Raw genomic sequence first — 18637 nt, 5'->3', positions numbered from 1 at the left:
AGTTCGGTGTGCGCGGACCGGTCAAGCGTGGGGTGGCTGTGATGGCTGCTTTGATGATTGGTGCTGGTTCGTTAGCGGCCTGTTCTTCGTCTGAAGGTGACACCACCGCGGCGACGCAGAAGGCAAAGACCATTGATCCACGTTTCGGAGATAGCCCTCGCACCGTAGCCGATGGGGCAGGGCTGGAGTCGTCGAAGCTATTTTTCGACACTTCAGAGACCGCGATTATCACGGCTGACGACGTCGCCTCGCGCGCCCGGGCCGCTTCCTTGTCGGTGGTAACGCATGCCCCGGTGCTCGTCGATACGCCCGAGACGCGCGCAGAAATTGAGCGTTTGGGTGCTACGAAGGTGCTCCTGGTAGGTGTGCCGCAGTTCGCTGCTGAGGGGGTGGAGACGATCGTGGATCCGGGTACCGCGGAGGCGTTGAGTGAGCTCACCTCGTTGCGTTTTGAAACCCGGGAGGTGGGTTCTCCAGAGGAATTGCCAGCGGCGATTGCGCAACTAGATCCAGAACAGCCGGTGGAATTGAAGGTGGCTGGCTTCCCGCTGGAAACTCATCCCGCACCTGAGGATGCGAATCTGACGTTCCCGGTGTCGAGCTCCCGTGACGGCGGCCAAGCCCCGGTCATCTTGGCCAGCCCACAGACCGACCCGGTCGATGTAGCGAACGCACGCGCCTACGGTGCCGAAGTGAAGCACTTGGCGTTTGCGGATCCACGCATCCGACCCGACGAATTCGAAGGTGTTGCAGGTACCCCGGTTGTTGCGCTCGGTTCGGCGTTTGGTTCGTCGGAGCAGTTTGCGCACACCTTGGAACTGTTGGAAAACACGAAGACTGAGATCAACGGGGGCGGACAGCTGGTGTTCCCGGGTCGGCGCATGATCGCTTTGTACGGACACCCTTCGGGTGGTGCCTTGGGCGTCATGGGCGAGTTCGATCCAGCGGGTGCGGTGGCGCACGCGCAAGAACTGGTGGCGCAATACAAGCAGGCGGATCCGTCGGAGAACGTGATGCCCGCGTTTGAAATTATTGCCACGGTGGCCTCGGAGTTTCCAGGCGTAGACGGCGATTTTTCCAATGAAGCTGACCCAGAGGAATTGAAGCCGTACATCGATGCGATTGTTGATGCCGGCGGCTACGTTGTCCTTGACCTTCAGCCCGGGCGCGCTCGCTTCATTGACCAGGCGCGCCGGTACGAGGAACTGCTGAAGAACCCGAACGTGGGCTTGGCATTGGATCCGGAGTGGCGCATCGGCCCTGATGAGATGCCGTTGCAGCGCGTGGGCAGCGTCGAGGCTGCGGAAGTCAATGAGGTGGCCCAGTGGTTGGCAGACTTGACCCGCGAAAACCAGTTGCCGCAGAAGGCATTCGTGCTGCACCAGTTCCAGGTGCAGATGCTGCGTGACCGCGACCAGATTAATACGGCGCACCCCGAGTTGGCGTTTGTTTTGCACGCGGACGGCCACGGTGTCCCGGAGCAGAAGTTCGATACGTGGAATGTGCTGCGCCAGGATTTGGGTCCAGGCTGGTTCATGGCGTGGAAGAATTTTATTGATGAAGACACTCCGACGTTTACGCCGGAGCAGACGTGGGCGATTGATCCTCGTCCGTGGTTCGTTTCTTACCAGTAATAAAATTCTGGGGGTAAATCGGACATAATCGGGTGGCAGGGGCTACAATTTCGGTAATTGTAGTTTCTACCGTATTTACAAGGAGTGTTCGTGAGCCGCCCGGTCGTTCTCATTGCAGACAAGCTTTCCCAATCCACCGTCGATGCGCTCGGCGATTCTGTCGAGGTGCGCTGGGTTGATGGCCCTAACCGCCCTGAACTTCTCGAAGCCGTGAAGGACGCGGACGCACTTCTGGTGCGTTCGGCGACCACGGTGGACAAGGAAGTGCTTGAGGCAGCACCGAATTTGAAGATTGTTGGCCGCGCTGGTGTTGGCTTGGACAACGTTGATATTGAGACCGCTACTGAGCGCGGTGTCATGGTGGCTAACGCACCGACGTCGAACATTCACTCAGCATGTGAGCACGCTATCGCCCTGCTGCTGTCGACTGCTCGCCAGATTCCTTCCGCCGACAAGACCCTTCGTGAGGGGGAGTGGAAGCGTTCCTCGTTCAAGGGCGTTGAAATTTTCAACAAGACCGTCGGTATCGTCGGTTTCGGCCACATTGGTCAGCTGTTCGCGCAGCGTCTGACGGCTTTCGACGTCGCCAAGATCGTTGCATACGATCCTTACGCTAACCCGGCTCGTGCTGCCCAGCTCGGTGTTGAGCTCGTTGAGCTGGAAGAGCTCATGGCTGTGTCGGACTTCGTGACGATTCACCTGCCAAAGACTTCTGAGACTGCAGGCATGTTCAACGCGGAGCTGCTGGCGAAGTCGAAGAAGGGCCAGATTATCATCAACGCCGCTCGCGGTGGGCTTGTCGACGAGCAGGCGCTGGCAGACGCCATCGAATCCGGCCACATCCGTGGCGCTGGTTTCGACGTCTACTCCACCGAGCCGTGCACTGATTCGCCACTGTTCGGCCGCCCAGAGACTGTTGTAACCCCACACTTGGGTGCTTCTACCGAGGAAGCTCAGGACCGTGCTGGTACCGACGTCGCCGAGTCTGTGCTCAAGGCGCTTGCTGGCGAGTTCGTCCCAGACGCTGTAAACGTGTCTGGCGGCAAGGTTGGCGAAGAGGTTGCTGCATGGATGGATCTGGCACGCAAGCTAGGTCTGCTCGCTGGCCGTCTGCTGCGCTCCGGTGCAGATACCGTCGTGGTGGAGGCTCGCGGTGAGCTCTCCACGGAGAACATTGAGGGCCTTGGCTTGTCCGCTCTGCGCGGCCTGTTCTCCGGTGTGACCCAGGTTCCAGTGACCTTCGTGAACGCGCCTCGTATCGCGCAGGAGCGTGGCGTCAAGCTGGAGACCAAGACCCGCACCGAGGCTGTGAACCACCGCTCCGCGCTTGAGGTTCGTATCATCGGCGCTGATGGCCAGCAGGTTTCCGTCATTGGTGCGCTGACCGGCCTGGATCGCGTGGAGAAGATTGTTCGTATCAACGACCGCGGTGTGGATATGCGTGCTGAGGGCCGTACCCTCTTCCTCGAGTACACCGACGTCCCAGGTGCTCTGGGCAAGGTTGGCACCCAGCTGGGTAACGCGGGCATCAACATTGAGGCTGCTGCTTTGACCCAGACCACTGATGGTGAGGGTGCTGTCCTGATCCTGCGCGTTGGCCAGCCTGTTGAGGATGAGCTTGTGGCTCAGATTGAGGAGTCCTTGAACGCCAAGGCCCTGCAGCTGAACCTGGATTAAGAGGCGAAGGAAGAACTACATGAAACTTGCTGTCATTGGTGGCGACGGCATCGGCCCAGAGGTCGTTGCCGAAGCCCTCAAGGTATTGCACGCGGTCCGCGACGACATTGAGACCACTGAGTATGACCTCGGTGCCTGCCGTTACCTGCGTAATGGTGAGTTGCTTACCGACGACGACCTCGCCTCCCTACGCGAACACGATGCAATTCTCCTCGGTGCGATCGGTGCCCCAGGGGAGGTTCCCCCGGGTGTCCTCGAACGCGGGCTGCTGCTGAAGATGCGTTTCGCGTTGGATCACCACGTGAATCTGCGGCCGTCGAAGTTGTACCCAACCGCCACGTCTCCGCTGGCGAACCCGGGTGAGATCGACTTCGTTGTGGTTCGCGAAGGCACCGAGGGCTTGTACGCCGGCAACGGTGGTCTGCTGCGTGAGAACACTCCGCACGAAGTGGCGTGTGAGGTTTCGCAGAATACTCGTTACGGCGTGGAGCGCGTTGTGCGCGATGCGTTCGATCGTGCGATGACTCGCCGCAAGCACGTGACCTTGGTCCACAAGACCAATGTGCTGGTGAACGCCGGCGGATTGTGGCAGCGCACCGTAGACGAAGTGGCTCAGGAATACCCAGAGGTCACGGTGGATTACAACCACATCGATGCTGCGACTATCTACATGGTCACCGACCCAGGCCGCTATGACGTGATCGTCACCGATAACCTGTTCGGCGATATTCTCACGGACCTGGCAGGTGCCGTCACTGGTGGTATCGGCCTGGCAGCGTCGGGCAATATTGATGCCTCCGGGGTTAACCCGTCGATGTTCGAACCGGTGCATGGTTCGGCACCAGATATTGCTGGCAAGGGCATCGCTGACCCAACCGCGACCATTCTGTCGGCAGCGATGCTACTGCGTCACCTCGGCGATGAGGAGAATGCGGCACGCATCGAAAAGGTTGTTGCAGACGATGTTGCCAGCCGCACTGGTGAGGTCAAGACCTCCGAAGTTGGCGATCGCATCGCCGCGGCGCTGAAGGCCTAAAGCCCTACACTACATAGGCAGGCGGATGTTACGTTGATGCGTAGCATCCGCCTTTTTAATTCCTAGTAGTATGTCCGTTATGCGATTTGCCAGAGTAGCTACCCCAGAAGGAATGACGTTTGCCGTCGTCGAAGGCGAGACCGTCAAACAGATTGAGGCCACCCCATTCACGGCGCCGAATTTCACCGGCAAGGAATGGTCCCTTGACCAGGTTCGCCTCTTAGCTCCGATGCTTCCCAGCAAGGTGGTTGCTATCGGGCGCAATTATGCTGACCATGTCAAGGAAGTGTTTCAGCAGTCGGCCGAGCACCTGCCTCCGACGCTGTTCATTAAGCCTCCGACTTCAGTCACCGGCCCGGGTGCTCCGATTAAGATTCCCGAGTTCGCCACAAACGTAGAGTTTGAGGGCGAGCTGGCGCTGGTTGTGAAGAAGCCGTGCAAGAACGTGAAGGCTGCGGACTGGAAGTCCGTGATTTTGGGGTACACCGTGGTTAACGATGTTTCATCGCGTGACCTGCAGTTCTCTGATGGCCAGTGGGCGCGTGCGAAGGGTATTGATACGTTCTGCCCGCTGGGTCCGTGGATTGAGACGGATTTGGATTCCATCGATGTGGAAGACCTGCCAATCAAGGCGTACCTGACCCACGACGGCAAGGAAGAACTCAAGCAGGATTCCAATTCGAACCAGATGATTATGTCTATCGGGGAGATCTTGGAGTTCATCACTGCGTCGATGACACTTCTGCCTGGCGACGTCATCTGCACCGGCTCGCCGGCCGGCACTGCGGAAATGGTGCCGGGTGATACGATTCGCGTGGAAATCCCGGGCGTCGGCGTCCTGGAAAACCCAGTCGAGCGCGCCTAAAGAACTGCACACGGATAGCTCGCTTAAGTTCGGGGACCATTCTGGCTAGTTTTTCAAAAAAGTTGCCGTTAGTGGTCCCCGCACTTTCTCTCTACCCTAAAACTACAGGCCGAGTGATTTCATAATTGTTTGCAGCTTCGCGGTGGTTTCGTCCAGTTCTTCCTCTGGAATGGAGTCGGCGACGAGGCCTCCGCCAGCCCATGCCCGCGCCCGGTTGCCGGCGACTTCAGCACAACGGATTGCTACCATGTATTCGCCGGCGTCTTCTGTGGACCAGCCCACGGCACCGGCGTAGAAGCGGCGGTCGCTTTCGGCCCCGAGGATGAAGTTTTCGGCCGCATCGGTCGGGGTCCCGCAGATGGCGGGGGTGGGGTGCACCGCAAGAGCTAGTTCCAGGGCGGTCAGCGGCTGGGCCAACTTTCCCCGGATAGGGGTGGCCAGGTGCCACATCTCTCGGGTGGAGGTCAGCTCCGGTTTTTCGGGGATCTTCAGAGTGGCGCATAGGGGCTCTAGGGCAGCGCGAATATGGTCGACGACGAACTTATGCTCGGCGTGGTCTTTGGCGGATCCGGCCAACCGATCTCGCGCGGCAGCGTCCTGAGCCGGGTCCGAAGAACGCGCTGCTGAACCGGCCAGCGGGTAGGCCGTCACAACATCGCCGTCTTTACGAACCAACACTTCAGGCGAGGAGCCGACCAGGAAGTGGCCCGCATATTCTGGTCCGGCGGGGGAGAGGTCTGCAATGTAGCCGTCGCGGTTGTTCTGGATGAGTCTGGCGGCGACGAGGCGTGGGTCGACGTCGTTGTCAAATTCGATGTCTACGGCCCGGGCAAGGACGATTTTTCCTACCGCGGAGGTGCGGATGTGTTCCACCGCTGCGGCCACGCGGCGCAGGTGTTCTCCTGGGGAAGGATCGTATCCCACCACGCGCGCTTTCACGTGGGAGCCTTCGCCGGTGAGGTAGAAGGGGTGCGGGTGCAAGGAGGAATCCTCCCAAATCACGGATTCCGGGACGGTCAGAGCCATGGGTTCCCCGCGCTGGAAGGGGAGGGCGCCTACGACGAGCTCGCCGCGTCGTAAAGCTGCAACAGCGTCTGCTGCATTGTTGAAAGTCGCCTTCGCGCCTTGGGTGCGCACTGAGCCGTGCGGGCGGGAAAGGAGAAAATCGGGGGCAGTCACGGGGCGGGTTGCAGACATGATTTCGTAGTGTAGCTACCATAAGGGGCATGACTGAAGTTCGAGTGAGATTCTGCCCATCACCTACTGGGACCCCGCATGTCGGTATGGTCCGCACCGCCCTGTTTAACTGGGCTTATGCCCGCCATGAAGGTGGCAAACTGATCTTCCGTATTGAAGATACGGACGCAGCCCGCGACTCTGAGGAGTCTTACCAGGCGATCATCGATTCCTTGACCTGGTTGGGCTTGGATTGGGATGAAGGCATCAACATTGGTGGCCCGCATGAGCCGTACCGGCAGTCGCAGCGTGGCGACATTTACGCCGAGGTGCTGCAGAAGCTTATCGACGCCGGCGAGGTCTACCCGGCCTACTCCACGAAGGAAGAGGTCGAGGAACGTCACAAGGCCGCAGGCCGCGACCCACAGCTGGGTTACGACAACTACGACCGCGACCTCACCGAAGAGCAGATTGCCGCTTACGAGGCAGAAGGCCGCAAGCCAGTGTGGCGCCTGCGCATGCCGGACCAGGATTGGACCTGGAACGACCTCGTTCGCGGAGAAGTCACCTTCAAGGCCTCCACCCAGCCTGACTACGTGGTTGCTCGCTCGAACGGTCAGCCACTGTACACACTGGTCAATCCGGTCGATGACGCCCTCATGAACATCACCCACGTCCTGCGTGGCGAGGACCTACTGTCCTCCACGCCACGCCAGCTGGCACTCTACGAAGCGCTCAAGCGCATTGGTGTTGCGGAGCGCACCCCAGAGTTTGGCCACCTGCCATTTGTGATGGGGCAGGGCAACAAGAAGCTATCCAAGCGTGATCCAGAGTCTAACCTGTTCAACCACCGCGACGCCGGCATCATCCCCGAAGGCATGATCAACTACCTGGCGCTTCTGGGCTGGTCCCTGTCCGCGGACAAGGATATCTTCAGCCGCGAAGAGATGGTGGAAAACTTTGACATCCACGACGTCCTGGGCAATCCAGCACGCTTCGACCAGAAGAAGCTGGAAGCAATCAACGCGGACCACATCCGCCTGCTGGAGCCAGAGGACTTCAAGAACCGCTTGCGCGACTACCTCACCGAATTCACCGACTTCCCGGTGGATTACCCGGAGGACAAGTTCGCTATTGCCGCTGACCTCGTTCAGACGCGCATCAAGATGCTTGGCGACGCCTACGGCCTCCTCAAATTCCTGGTCACTCCGGATGAAGACCTGGAGCTGGATGAAAAGGCTGCCCGGAAGAACCTGAAGGAAGATGCCATCCAGCCACTCGAGGTTGCCATCGAGCGCCTGGATGCCCTGGACGAGTGGACCACCGAGAACATCGAGAAGACGCTGTCCCACGCCCTCATCGAACAGCTGGAGCTGAAGCCACGTAAGGCTTATGGCGCGCTGCGCGTTGCGATCTCCGGCGAGCAGGTTTCCCCACCGCTGTTCGAATCCATGGAACTGCTGGGCAAGGAATCCACCCTCGCGCGCCTCAAGGCGGCCCGCGAAGTTACACCGGTGGAAGCTGCACCGGCAAACTAGCCTTGTGTGGCTGCATGAATTGTGGCCTGAACTGGCGATTTGTGTTCTTTCAGCGCCTCGGGTTATATTATTACCCGTTGCACAGCGCAGGGCGCTGAAACAACATTGGCCTATGGTGTAATTGGCAACACAACGGTTTCTGGTACCGTCATTCTAGGTTCGAGTCCTGGTAGGCCAGCTGCAAACAATTAAGTTTGCGTCCTAATGCCCCGTTCGTCTAGCGGCCTAGGACGCCGCCCTCTCACGGCGGTAACACGGGTTCAAATCCCGTACGGGGTACAAAACAGCCGGGAGTCACTCTGATGGAGTGGCTCCCGGCTTTCGTTTGCCTTGAGCTCAAGGTTGAGAATCAGACTCCTTAAGATAGAGTTGCTCGCATGCAACGGGTCTTCGCGCCCGTAGAATACAGGTCAGGGTCCTCGCATGAGCGGGGGCCCGCCTTTTTATTTGGACGTTCCCCGCTGCTGCTGGCGGAGATAGGGGTTTACCCGAATTAGATTCGCAGTTGCATGACGGGGTGTATGCGAGATCCAAGACGAAGAGCTGATGCAATCCAGCCCTGCGCTTTCTATTCCCTTCCCATGTCCCCTAAGAAAGTATCGATTCTAGAACTAGCACAACTAGTACAACTAGTACTATGCTGAAGGCATGCTGATAGTAACTGACCCCGCAGATCCACGCCCGATTTTCAGGCAGATTGCCGGTCAGATTCGCAGCCAGGTAGAAAGCGGCGATCTTCCCGAAGGGGAGAAGCTGCCCACTGCCGCCAGTTTGGCTAAGACCTTGGGTCTGAACCGCAATACTGTCCTTGAGGCGTACCGGTTGCTCAGGGATGAGAAGGTGATTGAGCTGCGCCGTGGTCGTGGGGCGATAGTTCTGGGGCTCGCGCACAGTAAACAATCGCCGGAGCTTGCACGCAGGTTAGCGCGGGTCGCTCAGGCGGAGGGCCTTGGTCTCCAGGACGTTGTAAAAATTTTGAAAGAAGAGGGATTGGCATGACACGGTACGTTTGGCCCGCAGTGGGCATCGCAGCCCTTGGGCAGGCGGTGGCAGCATTTTTTGCGAATCGGATCACTGGGCAGATGCCGGTGCATTTCACGTTTAGTGGAGAGCCGGATAACTTCATGCAACCGTGGGCTTTCTGGTGGGCTATGGCTGCAATGCAGGTGTTCCTGCTGGCTATGTTCTGGTGGATTGGGCGCAATGCGGCACCCGCCGGGAAGTCTGCGCGCGTCAACATCGGTGGCGGGTATTTCGTGGCCACGTGCATCGCTCTTATTACGGCGTGGACTTTCTACATTTCGGCCGCTGACCCGAGTCCGCGTCTGGGCCTCGGCGCAATGTTGTTGATCATGGCTATGAGCGGTGTGGTCGGGGTGGTAGCCGGCGCGCTGGTGAACGTGCCTGAATCCAACACGGACCTCATTACCTACGAACCGCGCCAGATTAACGTTGCTCCCGGCGCGGAGATCGTGTGGGTGGGGTACGCGCATCCGTCGAGTGGCATTGCGAGCACCATGTATGCCCTGGCGGTGGTCCTTTTCCTGATAGGTCAGATCGCGATGGATTGGATCATCCTCTTGGTCGCGCTTCTGAGCAGCGTACTGATGGCGGCCACGCTGTGGTTCACGGTGACCTTGAACAAAGGTGGGTTGGAATACCGGTCTGCTCTGGGCCTTCCGAAGAAGCATATCCCCCTGGCAGAGATCACTGACATCACAGCTGTGGATATCACGATCGCGGAATATGGCGGTGTGGGCCTGCGTATTTCGAATGCTTTCGACGGCCGCCGTGGCCTGATAACCCGCAGTGGTGAAGGCATCCGCGTGACGTACGGGGAGGGCAAGGTCCTGGAAATCACGTGCTCGGATCCGCGTGGGGCGGCTGGGGCGTGGGAAGTGCTTAGTCACCGCGACGCGTAGTCGGGGCTATTGTGGTCAGCATGACTACGCAATCCCGTCCGGTGTATACGCGCCTACAGTTGCTCATTATTCCGAGTGTGTGGCAGGAGACCCAGCAGGAACTGCCCGCCACATTGGAGCAGGCGGGTCTGACCAACCCGCAGGTGTGGTCGGCGGAGACGAATTTCACCTGTGAGCCGGACAGCATGCTAGCTACTGAGTTTGCGCAGCGTGAGGGCCATGCCCCGATTGCGGAGGTCCTGCACCGCGCAACAATCACCGCTGTCACGGATATGGAGCTTCGCGACGTCACCAAGGCCGTCGTCGCCGCCCTCCCAGAAGGGACGTACTGGTATGGTTCCACGTATGAGGGGACCGTGGACCCGGAAGATGGGGATACGAATTCTGCGGCGTGCGCGTGGCAAAGTTAACAGTGCGAGAGTTTGTTGCTGGTAACTGGCGTGGAGCAGACTTTTAAGCATGATTGACGTGATGGCTTCTGGGCTGCCGTGGGACGCTTCACTGGGCGAGCCCACTTTATGGGTAGCGCTGCTGATTCTTCTGCTCATCGGAACGGCTGCGGGCATCGTGGATGCGACGACTGGCGGCGGCGGGATGATCCAGATTCCGGCGTTGTTTGCGTTCGCCGGCCCGAATGCTAGCGCCGTGGCGCCGATTATGGCGCTGAATAAGGTGTCGGCGGCGGTGGGAAATGCGGTGTCTTTCAGCCGTTTTCGTCGGACGGAAGGCGTCGCCAGCCCGGATACCCGCACGGCGCTCGCAGCACTCGGCGGCGGTCTGCCAGGCGTGCTCATTGGTGTGTGGTTGGCCAGCCGGATGAATACGGACCAGTTCACGCCGCTGCTCGTGGCGTCGCTGGCGGTGGTTTTGGCGTACGTGTTGTTTATCCAGCCGCGCATTAAGGTGGCCCCGCGCACGGGTGCGCCCACCGCGGGCTTGCTTGGCGGGTTGGCGTGTGGAACCTTGCTGCTTGGGTTTTATGATGGCCTGCTTGGCCCGGCGACCGGAAGCATGCTGATCTTGGTTATGCAGTTCGTGCTTGGCGCTGGGCTGCGCGCGGGTCTGGCTACTGCGAAGCTGGTTCAGTTTCTGTTTAACCTCACGGCTGCGATTGCGTATGCGTTCATAGCGATGCCGGCGCTCGGGGCTGTTGTGGCACTGTCGGCTGGTAATGCGATCGGTGGCTGGCTGGGCACCAAGATTGTGGCGCGTATCGACGACCGCGTGCTGCGCCTCCTCGTCGCAGTGGGCGTGGCTGGGTCTATCGCGTTAACCGTGTTCAGTAGCTAGGCCCCCAAGAATGATCTAGTGGTCTGGCGCTGAACGTGGAGTAGCGCTAAAAGTGGTGCGACCTTTTAAACGCACTGGTCACGGGCTCGCTTTCACCCCTTTGGGGGTAGGCCTTTAGTTGGGATTCCCAAAATTAATTGCTTTGCAATCTGGCTCACCTTTACGCTGGCCGATGTAACGCAGAACACATGTAAGTGAAATGCAGTTCAGGTCACCAGAAAGGGAGCAATGATGACTGAAACACTTTCGCGCTTGATTGACCAGGTCAACGATTCTGACCGCGCATTCGACCCCAACACCGCAGAGACGAAGTGCCCGTACCTCAACGGTGAGCTGGATGACCTTTCAGTGGATGAGGCACTGGAAATCTTCGGCCACCCCGGCGAGGGCGCCGATAAGGACTTCGACGCCCTGGGGCAAGAATTCGTCGACGACCCCTGGAAGCATACCGAATGGGCTTTTAAAAACCAGCCGGTCTTCTATAGCCACAAGCTGGACTACTGGGTGGTCACCCGCTATGAAGATTGCCTGAAGATCTTCAAAGAGACCGACAAGTACACCGCCTTCACCGCGCTGGAGAAGGTCGTCCCGTTGACTGATGAGGCGAAGGGCATCCTCAACGCCTACGGCTACGACTTCCGCGATACCATCGTCAACACGGACGAGCCGATCCACAATCCCCGCCGCCGTGCGCTTGAGGCGCCGTTTATGGTTGAGGAACTGCGCAAGCTTGAGGATACGGTGCGTGCGACCGTCGATAGTTACATCGACAAGTTCATCGACAAGGGTGAAGTGGACATCTACAAGGAGCTGCTGCACATCTCCCCGCTGACCGTTGCCCTGAAGTTCATGGGTATCCCGGCCGAGGACATGCACAAGATCCACGAGTACTCCATGGGCCACGCTACTGCGACGTGGGGTAAGCCCACCCCGGAGACCATGAACCACGTCGCTGAGACCAACGGTAAGTTCTGGCAGCATTCCCAGCGTGTGCTCAATAAGCTGCTGCGCGCTGAGGAAGAAACTCCGGGTACCGGCTGGGTTCCGCACTCCATCCGCGCGCACCGCGAGGACCCGGAATCTGTCCCGATGTACTACCTGCGCTCGAAGACGATGTCGGCGGTGACCGCGGCGCACGACACCACCGCGAACTCGGTGTCTAACCTGTTCATCTACCTGCTCACCGAGCGCCCGGACATCTGGAACCTGCTCAAGGACAAGCCAGAACTCATCCCGAACGCGATTGAGGAATCCTTCCGCCTCAACGGTGGTTCCCATGCTTGGCGACGCCGCACCCTGGAACCCGTGGAAATCCGCGGTGTCAAGATTCCGGCAGGCCAGCGCATCCTGTTGGTCACCTCGGTGGCCAACCGCGACCCAGAGATGTTCCCGGACCCGCACACGTTCGACCTGTACCGCGACAACGTGACCAAGCACCTGCTGTTCGGCTACGGCATCCACCAGTGCATGGGACGTAACCTGGCCCGCCTGCAGATGCAGATGCTGCTGCAGCAGATGCTCAAGCGCCTGCCGCACATCGAGTTGGTACCGAACCAGGACTATGGGCGCTTGCCGTCGGTATCGTTCCGCGGGCCCCAGTCGATCATGGCCCGCTGGGACGTGTCCAAGAACCCGGAGAACTTCGGCCCGATCTCTGATGAAAACCCGGAGATCGTTTACAACGGCCCAAGCCGTGCCTTGAAGACCCGCACCATGCGCGTTAAAGAAGTGGAAAACGTCACCGATTCCATCCGCCGGATCACCCTGGAGTCCGAAGACGGGCAACCATTGCCATTGGCGTTCTCCGGCGCACACATCGAGATCAACGCGGGTGGCCTGAACCGCCAGTACTCCCTGGTCCGCATGAACCACGAGGAGTGGGAGATTGCAGTCCAGCTGGAGGAGCAGTCCCGCGGTGGTTCCAAGTGGATTCACGAAAACCTGCACGAGGGCGCAATCGTGGAGGTTCGCGGCCCACGCAACAACTTCCGCTTCAACAAGGAAGCCACGAAGCTGATCCTGGTCGGCGCGGGTATCGGTATTACCCCGATGCTGGCAATGGCGGACGAGGCCAAGGCTGCGGGCATTGACTACGAGCTGCACTACTCGGGTAGCGCGAAGGGCAAGATGAGTTACCTGGAGGACATTGTCCGCGACCACGGTGGAAACGCCACGCTGCACATTTCCGAGGAGGGTTCGCGCATGGACTTGAGCCAGTTCGCGGACCGCTACGAAGACGGCGTCCAGCTGCTGACCTGTGGGCCGGACCGCTTCACCAACGAGGTCCTCGAGGTGACCAAGGACTGGCCAGAAGGCAGCGTCCGCCGCGAGTCCTTCACCGCAGTGAACCTGCTGGATCCGACGAAGAACGAGCCCTTTACCGTCCAGCTAAATTCCACCGGCGTGGAGTACAACGTCCCAGCGAATATGACCCTCCTGGAGACCCTGGAGGACGCGGGTATTGAACTCTACGCGGAGTGCCGCGAAGGTATCTGCGGTACCTGCGAGGTGGGCATCGTCGCCGGCGAGGCGGACCACCAGGACGCGGTGCTGACCCCGAAGGAAAAGGCTGCAAACAACTCGATTATGACCTGCGTGTCGCGCGGTAAGTGCGGCCAGAAGCTGGTCCTGGACATCTAAGGAGGAACGAACATGGCACACGTAGACCTGTGGGACATCTTCAAGGACGTTCCAGAAGACAAGTTGGTGGGGCACTTTAAGAAGTACCTCGACGGCCACGAGGATGAGAACCTGATCGAAGGCAAGAGCCAGGACGAGCTAGCTGAACTCCTGGTCACTGCCTCTACCGGGGCAGAAGATGACTATGCCGTGACGAAGGTCTTCGATTACGCACTGAAGTTCCTCCGCCACGACGGTTAAGCACCTACCTACTCAGCGCCCACGAACGCACCCGCCGAATCCACATTCAGGCGAGGGACGTACGTGGGCATTCCTGGGTCTCCCGGCAGCCAGAAATCACTAAATGGGGCGGTGATTTTAACCCGCTTATCGACGTCCTCCGGCCCAAAAACCTGAGTCCGCCCAGTGCCCCTGACAACTGGGAACACCTGGGCGACTTCCTCTGTAGGGTAGGAACAGCAGCCCTGCTTGTAGGTGATTGTCTTTGGATTATCCAGCTCGAGGACGTAGTAGACCTCGTTCGGATCATCACCGGTCTTGCCAGCTAGATCAGGGGCAATATCGTGGGCGGTTTTCGCCTTCACAACACCAGACAGCTTGGCTTCATTCGGTGCCTCATCGTCAGCAGACGCACCGAACGCGCCGTTTGCCAGTCCGTCGAGCCAACCGCGGTCCTCGACAGGAACCCACATCATGTCCTTGAGGGTGGTCTTGTCCACGGTCTCTTGGTATCCGGACTCACCAACTTTGACCGTCGTATTACCTTCGAGCCGATAATGCGAGCTGTTTATGCCGCTGACAACGGAGATGAGGTTAGTGATGTAGAAACCATCCCCATTTTCCGCAGCAAAGAACTTGTGCGTCGCACCGCTGGCAGGGGACTGGCCGTCTAGATGGTAGTTCTCCGTCAGGCGAGCATTCTTGCCGTCCTCAGACGACGCGATACGGACCTGCCCATACATGCTATCCCCATTCGCCCGAAAGAAAAGCTCCGGCAGGCCGTCGCCGGTGGCATCGTGCAGGGCGTACGAGTACGTGCCGTCAGGGCGTAGCCCCATGTTGTTCTCATCGAGGTAGGGGAATGGGTCGTCCAGAATCTTGCCGTACGTTTCGGCCAAGATCTCCACATCACTTACTTCAGAAGAGGCTGCGGAAGTTGTCTCTTCCACGGTGACGGTCGAGGTCACAGTGCTACTCGACGACTCTGAAGACGCACCAGATTCATCACCCGAATTTGAGCATGCGGTAAGCCCTAGACAGAGGGCAAGGACTGCAGGAGCTAGTTTTTTCATACCAAAAGGCTAGCAGTTTTGTGGAAAACATCTGCAAGTTTGCGGCAGTAGTATGCGTGGTCGACTCTGAGGTAACGAGCCGGAAATGCCGGGTGAACTGCTGAGTTGCGCAATAAATATGGAACCGTTTATTGTTAACGAGTCGCATACAAACGCGAACGCGCCCCGTTCGTCTAGCGGCCTAGGACGCCGCCCTCTCACGGCGGTAACACGGGTTCAAATCCCGTACGGGGTACAAAATAGCCGGAAGCCACTCTGATGGAGTGGCTCCCAGTTTTGTTCTGGGATTATTCACCGTGCGTCGATGTTAGTAGTTTTGCCGCTGGGGTTCGAAGTTGTCGGGCCGATTCGAGTAACACTGCTACAGTGTGGAAACCGTTTGTTTCTTCGGCTTTCGTCATTGCATAGGTCATTCAAATTGGCATGCTGAAAACTATCGTCCCCAGATTGCCTGTTTTGATTGATGGATACCTATAGTAGGAGGCTACTTATAAAACTCTCGATAGATAGTTTTATAAGTGACGGCTGCTTTAGTCTTGCCCAGAGTGCGATTCTATTTGGCCGTCTGGGCTTCGAGTAGAGCTTCTCTGAGAGCATCATCGACCGCATAAATGCCGAGACCACGAACACCACGAGTCAAAAGCACGTTGAGCTGATTCTTAAGTAGTTGCTTACTTACGTCAATTTTTTCTTCTTTGCCATTGACGATGATTGTTCTTTTATTGATGACGTTCGGATTTGCGCTCTCTGAAGAGTCGAAAACTACTTTACCGTCACGGTATTTCACTGAGGGGCCGATGATGACGCCAGAATAGTTAAGGTCAAAACCCTGGATTGTGAAAATTGAGCCCACTTCATCAACGGTCTGATCTCGTTCTGCCCAAGCCTTATGTTTGTCCCTGCGATTGTATTTGCCCTGGTTATTCCAGGGTAGCCGGAAATCTGGACCAATCACCACGTCCCAAGTTTCACTGTCCTCAGGCCGTGTTTTGCCAGAAGAGAATTTCCAATCATATGTGGCAATTAACCGGGATAGTCCTTTCTCGACCTCGGATTCTTCATCATATCGGGACTTGTGGCGAATTACTTCGTGGAGTGCATGAGGCGAGTCGAAGATTTCGATCTTATAACGGTCATCTGTTGGAATCTGGAAAATTTCTCCTTCGTTAACAAATGCGGATATCCAGGCTTCTGCGGGACCGTCAGAGTGAATTCGCATCTGCTTATCCAACTGAATGATATTGCCTTCACCGGCTTGAGATTGTAGAACGTGAAGGTCTTCTTCAGACCAGAATTGGTTACCTGCCAGAATCTGCATAGGGTCGAATACTGCAACAACGATGCGGGCGCGCTTCATAATGTCTTTAAGCTGGTTCTTGCCCCTATAGGACTGTTTACCCTGAGTCCACAGCAGATGAGCCTCGTCGATGAGGACAATATCAGCTTTTTCACGATCCTCGGGGCGATCGTTGATAAACTTCGTAGGCTTCATGACCCGAGGATCTTTCTTATTGCCTAACCCCAGCTTTTCAGCGATTTGTTGATATACAATCACCTGCTCATCGTGATTCACCAGTAGGAACGCATTGAAGTCTGTCGGAGCGCCAGTTTGCTCATCGGTTCCATAGGTTTGAAAAAGATCAAAGAAAATACTGCTGAGAAGCACAGTTTTCCCAGTTCCAGCTCCTCCCTGGACAAGAATTAGCTGATTTGTGGGCGTATCGCGTGTGTCTTCCTGCGGCGTATTTGCCGCATCTACAGCATTTAGGATTTGAAGCTTTGCACCCACTTGTTGTTCATTAAGTTGGTGGAAGGGCGAGGCCTTGAACAACGCCGAATCGCGAATCAATCGCTCAAGAGGGAAGAGCTGCTGATCGTGCTTGCGTAAGCGACGCCAAATCTGTTGGAAAGTCTTGTTTACGTATTCGCGAGTAAAGTAGTCTGTCTGAATATTGCGTCGTCCATTATTTAAGTCAATTCCATTTCGCTCGGCTGAATCGACGTCTGTAGCGCTGGACAGATAGAGCATTAACCGATCTTCAATATCTAGAGTCATTGACTTATTAAAGAGCGAATGTCCGATGACTATAATGGTAGAGTTTTTGTCTCGGAACGCCCGCCATCGAGCAGATTGGCGTTGTGATGCTGTGAACTCGTTCTCCGACTTTAGTACGTTTTCTAAATCGATTTTAGACAGCTGCTTTTCTGCGATCCTTGGATCGTCCAGTAAGTGAGTTTTAGTGCGTTGTTCTATGCTATTCGTTTCGCCAACATATACGCGGTAGCTCCCGTTTTCCTGGTAATAAATCACATATACGGTTGGGTACTTGAGCAGGAGCTGACGAGTCTCCTCATCGGAAGCGCTAATCTCATCAACAAAGCGAGCCAGATCTTCGGTCGAATATGGAAAGGGCTTTACGATTGCTTTGGTTCTGCCTGTTAGTTTCATTTTCTATCCAATCTAAAGTTGGTCATACTTAGTTGAGATTCCGAAGGCCTTGTCTACTGGGTACTTTTTTGCTGTTATTTTGAGTTTTTCTCGGATTAGCGCGTTCGGAGATTCGTTCAATTTATTAGCTAAAAGGAAGCAGTAAGTAAGTACATCGGCGAGTTCTAGACGTACGTTCTGTGTCTGTCCGTTGTCACTCCACTGGAAACATTCGAGTAGCTCAGCAGCTTCGATGGAGATACTCTTGGCGAGGTTCTCGGGTGTATGAAATTTTCCCCAGTCCCGCTCCTTGCTGTGTTGTTGAAGTAGCTCCATTGTTGATCTTTCATCCATGCTTAGAAGGCTAACGTAAAATTTATCCAGGGGTGCTGGTCAGAGCGGACGAACAGGTTGTGCAGCCGGACATGATTAAATGCGTCTTGAGGAGTTTTCATTAGTGTGGCTGCCTTACAGCGGGCGCACTTTGCTGCTACGAACACGTGGCTTGGGTTCCGTAATAGGAGCAAGGTGATTGGCTGGTTTATGCTGAGCATAGAATTTCCAGGCAGGTATCTGTAACTAGGCTTGGTTTTGAAACTAGGAGCTGACCGGCCAAAATGTCTGAGGTACGTAATGCGCAGGGTTTAACGTTTGAAGAATATGTTAACGCTGGGGTAGGTGGTTTTGAATGTCTCACCGACGGATTTATCGACTATCTGGCTGCACCGTGGGCCGGTGAAGCAACGATTATTACTAACGACCATGGCCTATCGGCTGTTATTTTTACAGACCGGGATAAAGTTGGTGGGGCAATTCGCCTAGCCGGAGATGATGGGGCATTTGCTAGCCCTCTTGCTGGCTATTGGCAGGAATCGTTTGACGCTGGAAAGTCCACCGGGGATATTTTCGACCAGCTGTGTGTCCAGTATGGTGTGACCGAGGTCTGGGAAATTGACAACTTAACCACTCTCGTGGCATTAGACGATAATGCTCGAATCTTAGGGTATGGCCCTTACGAAAATAACACGGTAGAAGAACGGCCACGCCAGGAGTGTGCTAGAGAGTAGCCTACGGCGCTGCGAGCAGGGGCAAAGCGACGATCGGCAGTCGGGTGGAGATCCTTAGAGCTGGCCAAAAAA

Annotated in this window: 16 protein-coding genes and 3 tRNA genes; 15 read left to right on the top strand and 4 right to left on the bottom strand. The window is 56.9% G+C overall.

From position 1 onward, the window contains the following. Positions 1-41: 41 nt before the first annotated feature. From ATK06_RS09765 to ATK06_RS09750, 4 genes are all read left to right on the top strand, one after another. Entirely contained in the window at positions 42-1634 is a 1593-nt protein-coding gene (locus tag ATK06_RS09765) for a hypothetical protein (RefSeq protein WP_098389440.1), read from the top strand. Positions 1635-1724: 90 nt separating this feature from the next. Next, entirely contained in the window at positions 1725-3311 is a 1587-nt protein-coding gene (serA, locus tag ATK06_RS09760) for a phosphoglycerate dehydrogenase (protein WP_098389268.1), read from the top strand. Positions 3312-3330: 19 nt separating this feature from the next. Continuing rightward, the gene (locus ATK06_RS09755) at positions 3331-4347 is read left to right on the top strand and encodes a 3-isopropylmalate dehydrogenase (protein ID WP_098389267.1); all 1017 of its coding nucleotides are present in this window, start codon (positions 3331-3333) and stop codon (positions 4345-4347) included. 79 nt (positions 4348-4426) lie between these two features. Next, positions 4427-5212, top strand: coding sequence for a fumarylacetoacetate hydrolase family protein (locus ATK06_RS09750; RefSeq protein ID WP_083985881.1), 786 nt, complete (start codon positions 4427-4429; stop codon positions 5210-5212). Positions 5213-5314: 102 nt separating this feature from the next. On the opposite strand, the gene ATK06_RS09745 is transcribed toward ATK06_RS09750, so the two are convergent. Then, positions 5315-6409: an isochorismate synthase gene (locus ATK06_RS09745; RefSeq protein WP_098389266.1), complete on the bottom strand. Its 1095-nt coding sequence runs from the start codon at positions 6407-6409 to the stop codon at positions 5315-5317. Between the two features lie 20 nt (positions 6410-6429). On the opposite strand from ATK06_RS09745, the gene gltX reads away from it, so the two are divergent. The 9 genes from gltX (at position 6430) to ATK06_RS09700 (ending at position 14018) form a co-directional block, all read left to right on the top strand. Beyond that, positions 6430-7926 carry a glutamate--tRNA ligase gene (gltX, locus tag ATK06_RS09740; protein WP_098389265.1) on the top strand — a complete coding sequence of 499 codons (1497 nt, stop codon included), beginning with the start codon at positions 6430-6432 and terminating at the stop codon, positions 7924-7926. Positions 7927-8032: 106 nt separating this feature from the next. Continuing rightward, positions 8033-8104 (top strand) — tRNA-Gln (locus ATK06_RS09735). A gap of 28 nt (positions 8105-8132) precedes the next feature. Continuing rightward, positions 8133-8205, top strand: a tRNA-Glu gene (locus ATK06_RS09730). Between the two features lie 369 nt (positions 8206-8574). Then, complete coding sequence (locus ATK06_RS09725) at positions 8575-8925, top strand: GntR family transcriptional regulator (protein WP_098389264.1); 351 nt, start codon at positions 8575-8577, stop codon at positions 8923-8925. Next, a complete protein-coding gene (locus ATK06_RS09720; protein WP_098389263.1) occupies positions 8922-9848 on the top strand; it encodes a DUF1648 domain-containing protein in 927 nt (308 codons plus the stop codon). Before ATK06_RS09725 ends, ATK06_RS09720 begins: the two co-directional genes overlap by 4 nt. 20 nt (positions 9849-9868) lie before the next feature. Further along, complete coding sequence (locus ATK06_RS09715) at positions 9869-10258, top strand: hypothetical protein (protein ID WP_048379599.1); 390 nt, start codon at positions 9869-9871, stop codon at positions 10256-10258. A gap of 49 nt (positions 10259-10307) precedes the next feature. Beyond that, positions 10308-11138 carry a sulfite exporter TauE/SafE family protein gene (locus tag ATK06_RS09710; protein WP_098389262.1) on the top strand — a complete coding sequence of 277 codons (831 nt, stop codon included), beginning with the start codon at positions 10308-10310 and terminating at the stop codon, positions 11136-11138. Between the two features lie 231 nt (positions 11139-11369). Continuing rightward, the gene (locus ATK06_RS09705) at positions 11370-13778 is read left to right on the top strand and encodes a cytochrome P450/oxidoreductase (RefSeq protein ID WP_048379601.1); all 2409 of its coding nucleotides are present in this window, start codon (positions 11370-11372) and stop codon (positions 13776-13778) included. A 12-nt stretch (positions 13779-13790) separates the two neighbouring features. Continuing rightward, complete coding sequence (locus ATK06_RS09700) at positions 13791-14018, top strand: hypothetical protein (protein WP_048379082.1); 228 nt, start codon at positions 13791-13793, stop codon at positions 14016-14018. An 8-nt stretch (positions 14019-14026) separates the two neighbouring features. Here the strand turns inward: ATK06_RS09700 and ATK06_RS09695 are convergent, their stop codons facing one another. After that, positions 14027-15070: a hypothetical protein gene (locus ATK06_RS09695; protein WP_143341415.1), complete on the bottom strand. Its 1044-nt coding sequence runs from the start codon at positions 15068-15070 to the stop codon at positions 14027-14029. Between the two features lie 162 nt (positions 15071-15232). On the opposite strand from ATK06_RS09695, the gene ATK06_RS09690 reads away from it, so the two are divergent. After that, positions 15233-15305 (top strand) — tRNA-Glu (locus ATK06_RS09690). A 318-nt stretch (positions 15306-15623) separates the two neighbouring features. Here ATK06_RS09690 and ATK06_RS09685 read toward each other — a convergent pair. Further along, positions 15624-17519, bottom strand: coding sequence for a DNA/RNA helicase domain-containing protein (locus tag ATK06_RS09685; protein ID WP_048379084.1), 1896 nt, complete (start codon positions 17517-17519; stop codon positions 15624-15626). Between the two features lie 12 nt (positions 17520-17531). Continuing rightward, positions 17532-17852 carry a nucleotide pyrophosphohydrolase gene (locus tag ATK06_RS09680; protein ID WP_098389261.1) on the bottom strand — a complete coding sequence of 107 codons (321 nt, stop codon included), beginning with the start codon at positions 17850-17852 and terminating at the stop codon, positions 17532-17534. 263 nt (positions 17853-18115) lie between these two features. On the opposite strand from ATK06_RS09680, the gene ATK06_RS09670 reads away from it, so the two are divergent. Beyond that, entirely contained in the window at positions 18116-18565 is a 450-nt protein-coding gene (locus ATK06_RS09670) for a hypothetical protein (protein WP_098389259.1), read from the top strand. The last annotated feature ends 72 nt before the right edge of the window (positions 18566-18637 follow it).

It is taken from the genome of Corynebacterium renale (assembly GCF_002563965.1).
Lineage (GTDB): Bacteria > Actinomycetota > Actinomycetes > Mycobacteriales > Mycobacteriaceae > Corynebacterium > Corynebacterium renale.
Note: the sequence above shows the minus strand (reverse complement) of the source record. Positions and strands in the feature narration are given on the sequence as shown.

What these genes read in the sequence shown, in the direction of transcription:
- ATK06_RS09695 (WP_143341415.1), bottom strand. Translation starts at nt 15,070, where the DNA reads ATGAAAAAACTAGCTCCTGCAGTCCTTGCCCTCTGTCTAGGGCTTACC.
- ATK06_RS09705 (WP_048379601.1), top strand. Translation starts at nt 11,370, where the DNA reads ATGACTGAAACACTTTCGCGCTTGATTGACCAGGTCAACGATTCTGAC.
- ATK06_RS09700 (WP_048379082.1), top strand. Translation starts at nt 13,791, where the DNA reads ATGGCACACGTAGACCTGTGGGACATCTTCAAGGACGTTCCAGAAGAC.
- ATK06_RS09680 (WP_098389261.1), bottom strand. Translation starts at nt 17,852, where the DNA reads ATGGATGAAAGATCAACAATGGAGCTACTTCAACAACACAGCAAGGAG.
- ATK06_RS09765 (WP_098389440.1), top strand. Translation starts at nt 42, where the DNA reads ATGGCTGCTTTGATGATTGGTGCTGGTTCGTTAGCGGCCTGTTCTTCG.
- ATK06_RS09715 (WP_048379599.1), top strand. Translation starts at nt 9,869, where the DNA reads ATGACTACGCAATCCCGTCCGGTGTATACGCGCCTACAGTTGCTCATT.
- ATK06_RS09670 (WP_098389259.1), top strand. Translation starts at nt 18,116, where the DNA reads ATGTCTGAGGTACGTAATGCGCAGGGTTTAACGTTTGAAGAATATGTT.
- ATK06_RS09710 (WP_098389262.1), top strand. Translation starts at nt 10,308, where the DNA reads ATGATTGACGTGATGGCTTCTGGGCTGCCGTGGGACGCTTCACTGGGC.
- ATK06_RS09725 (WP_098389264.1), top strand. Translation starts at nt 8,575, where the DNA reads ATGCTGATAGTAACTGACCCCGCAGATCCACGCCCGATTTTCAGGCAG.
- ATK06_RS09720 (WP_098389263.1), top strand. Translation starts at nt 8,922, where the DNA reads ATGACACGGTACGTTTGGCCCGCAGTGGGCATCGCAGCCCTTGGGCAG.
- ATK06_RS09755 (WP_098389267.1), top strand. Translation starts at nt 3,331, where the DNA reads ATGAAACTTGCTGTCATTGGTGGCGACGGCATCGGCCCAGAGGTCGTT.
- ATK06_RS09745 (WP_098389266.1), bottom strand. Translation starts at nt 6,409, where the DNA reads ATGTCTGCAACCCGCCCCGTGACTGCCCCCGATTTTCTCCTTTCCCGC.
- ATK06_RS09685 (WP_048379084.1), bottom strand. Translation starts at nt 17,519, where the DNA reads ATGAAACTAACAGGCAGAACCAAAGCAATCGTAAAGCCCTTTCCATAT.
- ATK06_RS09750 (WP_083985881.1), top strand. Translation starts at nt 4,427, where the DNA reads ATGCGATTTGCCAGAGTAGCTACCCCAGAAGGAATGACGTTTGCCGTC.